At 62.0% G+C, this 10,554-nt stretch carries 9 protein-coding genes; 8 read left to right on the top strand and 1 reads right to left on the bottom strand.

The annotated features are described in order from the left end of the window. Nucleotides 1-177: 177 nt before the first annotated feature. From AC07XF_RS21690 to ppnP, 8 genes are all read left to right on the top strand, one after another. A complete protein-coding gene (locus tag AC07XF_RS21690; RefSeq protein WP_495028106.1) occupies nt 178-1,980 on the top strand; it encodes an acyclic terpene utilization AtuA family protein in 1,803 nt (600 codons plus the stop codon). A gap of 12 nt (nt 1,981-1,992) precedes the next feature. Next, nucleotides 1,993-2,862 carry an SDR family oxidoreductase gene (locus AC07XF_RS21695; RefSeq protein WP_495028107.1) on the top strand — a complete coding sequence of 290 codons (870 nt, stop codon included), beginning with the start codon at nt 1,993-1,995 and terminating at the stop codon, nt 2,860-2,862. Nucleotides 2,863-2,865: 3 nt separating this feature from the next. Beyond that, entirely contained in the window at nt 2,866-4,482 is a 1,617-nt protein-coding gene (gene atuC / locus AC07XF_RS21700; RefSeq protein ID WP_495028108.1) for a geranyl-CoA carboxylase subunit beta, read from the top strand. Nucleotides 4,483-4,506: 24 nt separating this feature from the next. Beyond that, nucleotides 4,507-5,664: a citronellyl-CoA dehydrogenase gene (atuD, locus tag AC07XF_RS21705; protein WP_223550733.1), complete on the top strand. Its 1,158-nt coding sequence runs from the start codon at nt 4,507-4,509 to the stop codon at nt 5,662-5,664. Next, nucleotides 5,661-6,458: an enoyl-CoA hydratase/isomerase family protein gene (locus tag AC07XF_RS21710; RefSeq protein ID WP_495028109.1), complete on the top strand. Its 798-nt coding sequence runs from the start codon at nt 5,661-5,663 to the stop codon at nt 6,456-6,458. The genes atuD and AC07XF_RS21710 overlap by 4 nt, the downstream gene beginning before the upstream one ends. Nucleotides 6,459-6,575: 117 nt before the next feature. Continuing rightward, nucleotides 6,576-8,537, top strand: a complete 1,962-nt coding sequence (locus AC07XF_RS21715) for an acetyl/propionyl/methylcrotonyl-CoA carboxylase subunit alpha (protein ID WP_495028110.1) — start codon at nt 6,576-6,578, stop codon at nt 8,535-8,537. A gap of 71 nt (nt 8,538-8,608) precedes the next feature. Then, nucleotides 8,609-9,151 carry a 3'-5' exonuclease gene (locus AC07XF_RS21720; protein WP_495028111.1) on the top strand — a complete coding sequence of 181 codons (543 nt, stop codon included), beginning with the start codon at nt 8,609-8,611 and terminating at the stop codon, nt 9,149-9,151. 69 nt (nt 9,152-9,220) lie between these two features. Next, nucleotides 9,221-9,505 (top strand): pyrimidine/purine nucleoside phosphorylase, encoded by a 285-nt coding sequence (gene ppnP / locus AC07XF_RS21725; RefSeq protein WP_495028112.1) that lies wholly within the window; start codon nt 9,221-9,223, stop codon nt 9,503-9,505. Nucleotides 9,506-9,591: 86 nt separating this feature from the next. Here the strand turns inward: ppnP and AC07XF_RS21730 are convergent, their stop codons facing one another. Next, entirely contained in the window at nt 9,592-10,398 is an 807-nt protein-coding gene (locus AC07XF_RS21730; protein WP_495028113.1) for an MOSC domain-containing protein, read from the bottom strand. Nucleotides 10,399-10,554 lie beyond the last annotated feature (156 nt).

The following is a 10,554-nucleotide window of genomic DNA, read 5'->3' on the forward strand; positions in this document are numbered from 1 at the left end:
CCGTTCTCTCCTACAGTCGATCAATCAGTAACGCGATCCCCCCGAAAACAGCGGGGTTGCGCGGGCAATTTAAGCTCATGGATGCAACCAAGCAAGCGCTCGGGCAGAAGATAATCAAGTCATTTACAAACCAAGCGCTTGCTTGGTAATGTCGACGCACTTCGGTTGGAGGTGGCTATGGAATGGACTGCGCCTAAAACAATTCGCATCGGTTGCGCCAGCGCCTTCTGGGGCGATACCTCGACCGCCGCCGCGCAACTGGTCAATCATGGGCAACTGGACTATCTGGTCTTTGATTACCTGGCCGAGATCACCTTGTCGATCATGGCCGGTGCGCGAATGAAAGATCCCCAGGCCGGTTATGCGGGCGACTTCATCGAAGTCCTCGCGCCCTTGCTGCCGCAGCTCGCGCAGCAAAACATCCGGGTCATCAGCAATGCCGGCGGGGTCAATCCCCAAGCCTGCGCCGCCGCCCTGCAAGCAGCCTGCGACAAGGCCGGGGTGGCCCTGAAGATCGCCGTGCTGCTGGGTGACGACCTGCAACCGCAATTCAAACAGCTGGGCAACCTGGGCATTCATGAAATGTTCAGCGGCGCACCCCTGCCATCGATGTGCGTCTCGACCAATGCCTACCTCGGCGCTCCCGGCATCGTCGAAGCCTTGCGTCTGGGGGCGGACATTGTGATCACCGGGCGCGTGGTCGACAGTGCCGTGGTCAGCGCCGCGCTGGTGCATGAGTTCGGCTGGTCGTGGCACGACTACGACAAGCTCGCCCAGGCAGCATTGGCCGGGCACATCATCGAATGCGGCGCCCAGTGCACAGGCGGTAACTTCACTGATTGGCGCGACGTGCCCGACTACGAACACATCGGTTTTCCCATCGTCGAAGTCAGCGCCGACAGCCAGTTCATCGTCAGCAAACCCGAAGGTACCGGCGGGCTGGTCACGCCGCTGACGGTGGGCGAACAGATGTTGTACGAAATCGGTGACCCGCGGGCGTATCTGCTGCCCGACGTGGTGTGCGATTTCACTCAGGTCAAACTGCTGCAACAAGGCAAAAACGCGGTGCAGGTGCACGGTGCCAAAGGCCTGCCGCCGACGGCTCAATACAAGGTCAGCGCCACGTACCCCGATGGTTTTCGCTGCACCGCCAGTTGCCTGATTGCCGGCATCGATGCCGTCGACAAGGCGCGGCGAGTCAGCGATGCGATCATCAACAAGACCTCGGAAATGTTCCGCCAGCGCGGCTGGGCACCGTACAGCGACGTGAGTATCGAGTTGCTGGGTAGCGAGGCCACCTACGGCCCCCACGGCCAGCGTCAGGACAGCCGCGAAGTGGTTATCAAACTCGCCGTGCGCCATCCGGACAAGCAGGCATTGATCGTGTTCTCCCGGGAAATCGCCCAGGCAGCCACGGGCATGGCGCCGGGGCTGACCGGGATTGTCGGTGGGCGGCCGACGGTGTATCCGCTGATCCGGCTGTTCTCGTTCCTCATCGACAAAACCGCCTGCACGCTGGACATTGATTTCATGGGCCAGCGCCACCCGTGTGCCCTGCCCACCCTCGATGTGCTCGACCCGCTGGACTTGCCAGTCCCGCTCGCCGCGCCGAAACCGATTGGCCAGGCCGACGCCAGCGTGGCCCTGGTCAAACTCGCGGTCGCCCGTTCCGGCGACAAGGGCAACCACAGCAACATCGGCGTCATGGCCCGCGCTCCCGAATATCTGCCATGGATTGCCGAAGCGCTGACGCCGGAAGTGATCGTCGACTGGATGGGCCACGTCCTCGATCCAATCCACGGACGGGTTGAACGCTGGTACTTGCCCGCCAGCCACAGCCTGAATTTCCTGCTGGAAAACGCCCTTGGCGGCGGCGGTGTCGCCAGCCTGCGAATCGACCCGCAAGGCAAGGCCTTCGCCCAGCAGTTGCTGGAAATCCAGATCCCGGTGCCGCAGCGCATCGCCGACCAGCTCAATTAGAGGAGTGCCGCCATGGCCTACGATTCGATTTTCAAATCCGATTTGTTTGCCGGCCAAAACATCATCGTCACCGGGGGCGGCAGTGGCATCGGCCGCTGCACCGCTCACGAACTGGCGGCCCTTGGCGCCCATGTGCTGCTGGTCGGGCGCAAGGCCGACAAACTGAAAACCGTTGCAGCGGAAATCGCCGAAGACGGCGGCAAGGCCGACTGGGCGGTTTGCGATATCCGCGAGGAAGAGTCGGTGCAGCACCTGGTCAGCGAATTGATCCGCAAACATGGCCCCATTCATGGCTTGGTCAACAATGCGGGCGGGCAGTACCCGTCGCCCCTGGCCTCGATCAATCAGAAGGGTTTCGAAACCGTGATGCGCACCAATCTGGTGGGCGGTTTCCTGATGGCCCGGGAAGTGTTCAACCAGTCCATGAGCAAGCACGGCGGCGCCATCGTCAACATGCTCGCCGACATGTGGGGCGGCATGCCCGGCATGGGCCACTCCGGCGCGGCACGTTCGGGCATGGACAACCTGACCAAGACCGCCGCGTACGAATGGGGTTATGCCGGGGTGCGGGTCAACGCCGTGGCGCCGGGCTGGATTGCCTCCAGCGGCATGGACACTTACGAAGGCGCGTTCAAGGCCGCGATCCCGACCTTGCGCGAACACGTACCGCTCAAGCGCATCGGCACCGAGTCGGAAGTCAGCGCGGCGATTGTTTTTCTGCTCAGCCCGGCAGCGGCGTTCGTCAGCGGCAGCACCTTGCGCATCGACGGCGCCGCCAGCCTCGGCGGGCGTGCCTGGCCGATTCACAAGGCTACCAACAGCGAGTCGTATAACGGCTTCCACCGCGCCTACGTACCAGACGTGTTGAAGGACAAGGAATAACCCATGCCGGTGATTCAGTCGCAACTCGACCCCCACAGCGAGCCGTTCGCCCGGAACCGTGCGGCGATGCTGAGCGCCATCGAGCAAGTTCGCGTGCTCGAACAGAACCAACTGAACAAGGCTGCCGAAGCCAAACCCAGGTTCGAAAAGCGCGGCCAACTGCTGCCCCGCGAGCGTCTCAATCTGCTGCTCGACCCCGGCGCGCCGTTTCTTGAACTGGCGAGCCTGGCCGGCTACAAGCTGCACGACGACAAGGACGGCAGCTCCGCCGGTGGCGGTTTGATCGCCGGCATCGGCTACGTGTCTGGTGTGCGTGTGCTGGTAGTCGCAAACAACAGCGCGATCAAGGGCGGGACCATCTCCCCCAGCGGTTTGAAAAAATCCCTGCGCCTGCAACAGATCGCCATGGAAAACAAACTGCCGGTGATCACCCTCGCCGAAAGCGGCGGCGCCAACCTCAATTACGCGGCGGAGATTTTCGTCGAAGGCGCACGCAGCTTTGCCAATCAGGCACGGATGTCGGCCATGGGTTTGCCGCAGGTCACCGTGGTGCACGGCTCGGCCACGGCGGGCGGTGCCTATCAGCCGGGGCTGTCCGATTACGTGGTGGTGGTGCGCGGCAAGGCCAAGCTGTTTCTGGCCGGCCCGCCGCTGCTCAAGGCCGCCACCGGCGAAGTCGCCACCGATGAGGAACTGGGCGGCGCCGAGATGCACGCACAAACCGCCGGCACCGCCGAATACCTGGCCGAGAACGACGCCGACGGCGTGCGCCAGGTGCGCGAGATCGTCAGCCTGTTGCCGTGGAACCAGCAGTTGCCTCGCCTGCCCGAACGGCATTGGGAAGAGCCGCTCTACCCCATCGACGAATTGCTGGGCCTGATCCCGGATGACCCGAAAAAACCCTACGACGTACGCGAAATCATCGCCCGTCTCGCCGACGCTTCGAACTTTCTTGAATTCAAAGGCGAGTTCGATCAGCAGACCGTGTGCGGCCACTTGAAAATTCAGGGGCGCGCCTGCGGCTTCATCGGTAACAACGGCCCGATCACGCCCAAGGGTGCGAGCAAGGCCGCCCAGTTCATTCAGCTGTGCGACCAAAGCTGCACGCCGCTGCTGTTTTTCCACAACACCACCGGGTTCATGGTCGGCACCGAATCGGAGCAACAAGGCGTGATCAAACACGGCGCGAAGATGATTCAAGCGGTGGCCAACGCCCGGGTGCCGAAGCTGACCATCGTCGTCGGTGGCTCCTACGGCGCGGGTAACTATGCGATGTGCGGACGCGGCCTCGATCCGCGTTTCATCTTCGCCTGGCCCAACAGCCGTACCGCCGTGATGGGCGGCGCGCAAGCGGGAAAAGTGCTGCGCATCGTCACCGAGGCCAAACAGGCCAAGGACGGCCTGGTGCCCGATCCGAAAATGCTCGACATGCTGGAACAGGTCACCGCGCAGAAACTCGACAGCCAGTCCACGGCGCTCTATGGCAGCGCCAACCTGTGGGACGACGGTTTGATCGACCCGCGCGATACCCGGACCTTGCTGGGTTATCTGCTGGATATCTGTCACGAGGCCGAGGTGCGGCCATTGCAAGCCAACAGTTTTGGCGTAGCCCGGCTCTAGGCCGGCTCAAGGAGAACAATAAAAATGATCTTCACCCAGGAACACGAAGCACTGCGCCGCACCGTGCGCCAATTCGTCGAACACGAGATCAACCCGCACGTCGAAGAGTGGGAAAAGGCCGGGCGCTTCCCCATCCACGACATCTTCCGCAAGGCCGGCGACCTCGGGCTGCTGGGCATTTCCAAACCGGAAAAATTCGGCGGCATGGGGCTCGACTACAGCTATTCGATCGTTGCCGCCGAGGAGTTCGGCACCATTCATTGCGGCGGCATCCCGATGTCCATCGGCGTGCAGACCGACATGTGCACGCCGGCGCTGGCACGTTTCGGTTCCGATGAGTTGCGCGACGAGTTCCTGCGCCCCGCCATCAGCGGCGAGCAGGTCGGCTGCATCGGCGTCTCCGAAGTCGGCGCCGGCTCTGACGTCGCCGGGCTGAAAACCACCGCGCGCAAGGACGGCGACGACTACGTGATCAACGGCAGCAAAATGTGGATCACCAACTCGCCGAGCGCCGATTTCATCTGCCTGCTGGCGAACACCTCGGACGACAAACCACACATCAACAAGTCGCTGATCATGGTACCGATGAACACACCGGGCATCAGTTTGAGTTCACACCTGGACAAGCTCGGCATGCGCAGTTCGGAAACCGCCCAGGTGTTTTTCGACAATGTGCGCGTACCGCAGCGCAACCGCATCGGTCATGAAGGCGCGGGGTTCATGATGCAGATGCTGCAGTTCCAGGAGGAACGCCTGTTCGGCGCGGCCAACATGATCAAGGGCCTGGAGTACTGCGTCGACAGCACCATCGAATACTGCAAGGAACGCAAAACCTTCGGCAATGCGCTGATCGACAACCAGGTGATCCACTTCCGCCTGGCCGAACTGCAAACCGAAATCGAATGCCTGCGGGCGCTGGTCTATCAGGCCACCGAACAATACGTCAAAGGCCAGGACGTCACGCGCCTGGCCTCCATGGCCAAGCTCAAGGCCGGTCGGCTGGGCCGCGAAGTCAGTGACAGTTGCCTGCAATACTGGGGCGGCATGGGCTTCATGTGGGACAACCCGGTGGCCCGGGCTTACCGCGATGTACGGCTGGTATCGATTGGCGGCGGCGCCGACGAAATCATGCTGGGGATCATCTGCAAGTTGATGGGCATTCTGCCGGGGAAAAAGAAATGAGCAGCCTGCCGGTTTGCCAGACCTTGCTGCTGGAGCTGCACAACGGCGTATTGCACATCACCCTCAATCGCCCGGAAAGCCGCAATGCGATGAGCTTGCAGATGGTCACCGAGTTGCGCTCGGTGCTGGCAGCCGTGCGCGATGACCGCGGGGTTCGCGCTCTGGTGATCGGCGGTGCCGGCGGCCACTTCTGTGCCGGCGGCGACCTCAAGGACATGGCCAACGCCCGCGCTCAAGGTTCGAGCGCTCAGCGTGATTTGAATCGGCTGTTCGGTGCGCTGCTGCAAGAGGTGCAACACACCCCGCAAGTGGTGATCACCGTGCTGCAAGGCGCGGTGCTCGGCGGTGGTTTCGGCCTGGCCTGTGTCAGCGATATCGCCCTGGCCGATCACCAGGCGCAATTCGGCCTGCCGGAAACCAGCCTCGGCCTGCTGCCGGCGCAGATCGCGCCATTCGTGGTCCAGCGCATCGGCCTGACCGAGGCCCGGCGCCTGGCCCTGACCGCGGCCCGTTTTGATGGTCACCAGGCACGGCGCATGGGGCTGGTGCATTTTGTCGAGCATGATCCGCAGGCCTTGGCCGAACGTCTCGATGAGGTCTTGGCCCATGTGTTGTGTTGTGCGCCAGAAGCGAATGCGATGACCAAGAAACTGTTGCTGGCGAGTGCCGGACAGCCTTCGGATGCATTGCTGGATCAGGCTGCCGAATGGTTCAGCGAAGCGGTGACCGGAGCAGAAGGCGTCGAGGGAACGCTGGCCTTCGTGCAAAAACGCAAACCGGGGTGGGCCTCTTGAAAGCTTCGCTGGCAAGCCAGCTCCTACAGGGTTTGTGTGCGACATAAATCCACTGTAGGAGCTGGCTTGCCAGCGAAGAGGCCCGAACAGACACCGCACAACCTGAGAGACCACCCCATGCCCGGACTGAAAAAAATCCTCATCGCCAACCGCGGTGAAATCGCCTGCCGTATCCAGCGCACGGCCCAGGCGCTGGGCTATCGCACGGTCGCCGTGTTCAGCGACATCGACGCCGATGCACTGCACGTGCAGATGGCTGACGAAGCAGTCAACATCGGCCCGGCCCCGGTGCAACAGTCTTACCTGAACATCCCGGCCATCCTCGACGCGGCCCGGCGCACGGGCGCGGATGCGATCCACCCTGGCTACGGTTTCCTCTCGGAAAACGCCGGGTTTGCCCTCGCCTGCCGGGACGCTGGCATCACCTTCATCGGCCCCAGCCCCGAGGCCATCGAACTGATGGGCAGCAAGCGCCTGTCGAAGATCGCCATGATCGAAGCAGGTGTGCCCTGCATCGACGGTTATCAAGGTGCCGAGCAGGATGACGCCACCCTGAGCCGCGAAGCCGAACGCATCGGCTATCCGTTGATGATCAAGGCCAGCGCTGGCGGCGGTGGACGCGGCATGCGCCTGGTACACGACGCCGGCGATTTGCTGGAGCAGATTCGCACCGCGCGCTCTGAAGCCCTGAACGGTTTTGGTAGCGGCGAACTGATTCTTGAGCAGGCACTGGTCGAACCACGTCACGTCGAGGTTCAGCTGTTCGGTGACCGGCATGGCAACCTGATTTACCTCGGTGAGCGTGATTGTTCGGTCCAGCGCCGGCATCAGAAAGTCATCGAAGAGGCGCCCTGCCCGGTGATGACCCCTGAGTTGCGGCAGGCCATGGGCGAAGCGGCGCTCAAGGCCGGGCGAGCGGTGAAATACGTCGGCGCGGGCACTGTTGAATTCTTGCTGGATGCGCGCGGACAGTTCTACTTCCTGGAGATGAACACCCGGCTGCAAGTGGAACACCCGGTAACCGAACTGATCACCGGACTGGACCTGGTGGCCTGGCAACTCAACATTGCCGAGGGGCAACCATTGCCGCTGCGCCAGGAGCAGGTGCAACTCAAGGGCCATGCCATGGAAGTGCGCTTGTATGCCGAAGATCCTGCTCAGGGTTTCCTGCCGCAAACCGGGCGCGTCGTGGCCTGGGAACCGGAGTTACGGGACGGTGTACGGATCGACCACGGTCTGATCGAAGGTCAAGTCATCAGTCCCTTCTACGACCCGATGCTCGGCAAGCTCATCGCCCACGGCGCCACCCGCGAAGAAGCCCGACGCAAATTGTTGCGTGCGGTACAAGACAGCGTGCTGCTGGGTCTGCAAAGCAATCAACGCCTGCTGGCCAGCCTGCTGGAACACCCGCAGTTCGCCTGTGGTGATTTCAGTACCGGGTTCATCCCGCAGCATTTTTCCGAGCATGCCTGCCTGCATTCCCACGTCCCGAGCGCGCAACACCTGGCGATCGCCACCGCCTTGTTCTATCAGGCTTCGGCGCAGGCTCATCCGGCCCCGCTTTGCGGTTGGCGCAACAACGCCAGTGTGCCGCTGCACTATCGCATCGGCCTTGAGGATCGGGACTGGCCGGTAGCGTTGCAGGCGATCCCGGGCGAGCCGTTGCGCATTCAGGTCGCCGAGCACAGCCTCGAACTGAAGATCATCCACAGCGACGGACGCTGGGCCACCCTCGAAATCGAAGGCGTTCGCCAACGCCACGCTTACCGCCTGGAGACCGGGCATCTCTGGCTGTTTACCCGTCCGGGCAGTCTGCAGTTCGCGGATCGCACTCAGGCGCAGGTCTGCAGCCAGGCCAGTGTCAGCTCCGGTACCCTCAAGGCACCGATGGACGGGGCGATTATCGACGTCCTGGTCAATGAAGGCAGCCCGGTGACCAAGGGCCAACTGCTGGTGGTACTGGAGGCAATGAAAATGGAGCACCCGTTGAAATCGGGCATCGACGGTGTTCTCAAACGCTTGCAAGTCAAAATCGGGGATCAGGTGAAAAACCGGCAGGTCCTGTTGGAGATCGAATAAGCAGCTAGGCGGAACCGCCGGGTTTGGCTACGCTCAAAGCCTATCAGGACGCGGATACCAGGAACCCTGCAATGCCTCACTGGCTGGTCATTGATCTGGAGGCCACCACCGATGAGGGTGGTTGGCCCGTAACGGATATGGAAATCATTGAAATCGGCGCCACCCTGGTGGACCGCAAAGGACGCGAGCTGGACCACTTCCAGCGCTTCGTCCGCCCCTTGCGGCGGCCGCTGCTGACGCCGTTTTGCCGCGAGCTGACGCACATCACCCAAGCCAACATTGATGCCGCGCAACCGCTTGACGAAGTCTGGTCGGCGTTTGAACGCTGGCTCGGCCAACACCACACGCGACTTGAAGGCTGGGTCAGCTGGGGCGATTACGATCGCAAACAACTGCTTCAGGAATGGCAGCGGCTGGGGCTCGCCAGTGTGCTGGCCAACGTGCCGCACATGAACCTCAAGCAGCGCTTTGCCAAGGCCCGGCGACTGGAACGCCCGCTGGGGCTCAACGGTGCCCTGCAACTGGCCGGCCTGCAGTTCACCGGCCAGCAACACCGGGCGCTGGAAGATGCGCGTAATACCGCACGACTGCTGCCGCTGGTTCTTCCGCTTTAGACAGGTGACGACACCCAGGGCCTTGTGCATACTGGCCGGCCCTTTTTAGCCCTTTTCGAGGAATCGCCCATGTTTAAAGTCAACGAGTACTTCGACGGCACCGTCAAGTCGATCGCCTTTGGCACCGCAGAAGGTCCAGCGACCATCGGCGTCATGGCTCCGGGCGAATACGAATTCGGCACCAGCCAGCGTGAAATCATGCACGTGGTCAGCGGCGCATTGACCGTCAAGCTGCCGGACAGCAGCGACTGGGAAACCTTCGCCGCCGGCAGCCAGTTCAACGTGCCGGCTAACAGTAAGTTCCAGCTGAAGGTAGCCGTCGACACCGCTTACCTGTGCGAATACCGCGCCTAAACCTGCGGGGCTTCACCCAAATAGAAGTCACCGCAATAAAAAATGCCCGTGTTTTTCGACACGGGCATTTTTTATTCTGCGGAAAATTATTCGAGGATCTCTACCGGCATACCGACTTCAAGCCGACCGTTGCCGTCGTTGACCAGGTTCTGGCCGAACATTGCGCCGTCGGCCTGCGAACGGTATTTCTGCAAGGTTGCAAGGGGTTCGCGGTCGTCGCTGCGCTCCCCGGTTTGCGGGTCGATGGTGGTCAGGATGCAGCGTGAACAGGACTTGACCACGCGGAACTCAACCTCGCCGATGCGGATACGCTTCCAGCCGTCTTCGGCGAACGCTTCACTGCCTTCGACCACCAGGTTTGGCCGGAAACGCAGCATCTCCAACGGACGCCCGACCCGTTGCGACAAGTCCTCGAGGGATGCCTGACCAATCAGCAACAACGGATAGCCATCGGCGAACGCCACCTGATCGTCATCCTTGCCGTAGCCAGCCTCCGTCATCCGCGCCCGATCAAGCGGCACTTGCACCAGACGGGTCGGTTTACCAATAAATTCGCTGACCCAGGCTCCTGCTTCATCGCCGGCATCGGGGACTCGCAAGGTATCGCGCCAGATCGTCACGCCACGCAGCTCTGCATCGCTATCGGGCAAGGCGATATCGATCGGCGAATGGCCCGGCGCGCTGAGTGTCAAGCCGCCCTCGGCATTCCACAACGCCGACAACTGACTCATCTGCGCCACTGCACGCTGGGTCAGGAAGCGCCCGCTGGCTTCATCCACCAGCATCCAGCGTCGATCGCCATCCAGCCCAAGTTTATCGAGACCGATATGTTGCAACGTCTCGCCCTTGGCGGATTTCAACGGATAACGATACAGCGCGCTCAGACGCAACATGGCCAGCTCCCTGGTAGGCTAAAAAAGCCACCCTATACGAGCTTGATCACTGAATCAAAGACTGACGATCAGACACCGCAAACCTGTGGGAGCGGGCTTGCTCGCGAAGGCGGTGTGTCAGTCGATAACAATGCCAACTGTCACACCGCCTTCGCG

The organism is Pseudomonas sp. GW821-FHT01C01 (genome assembly GCF_059422645.1).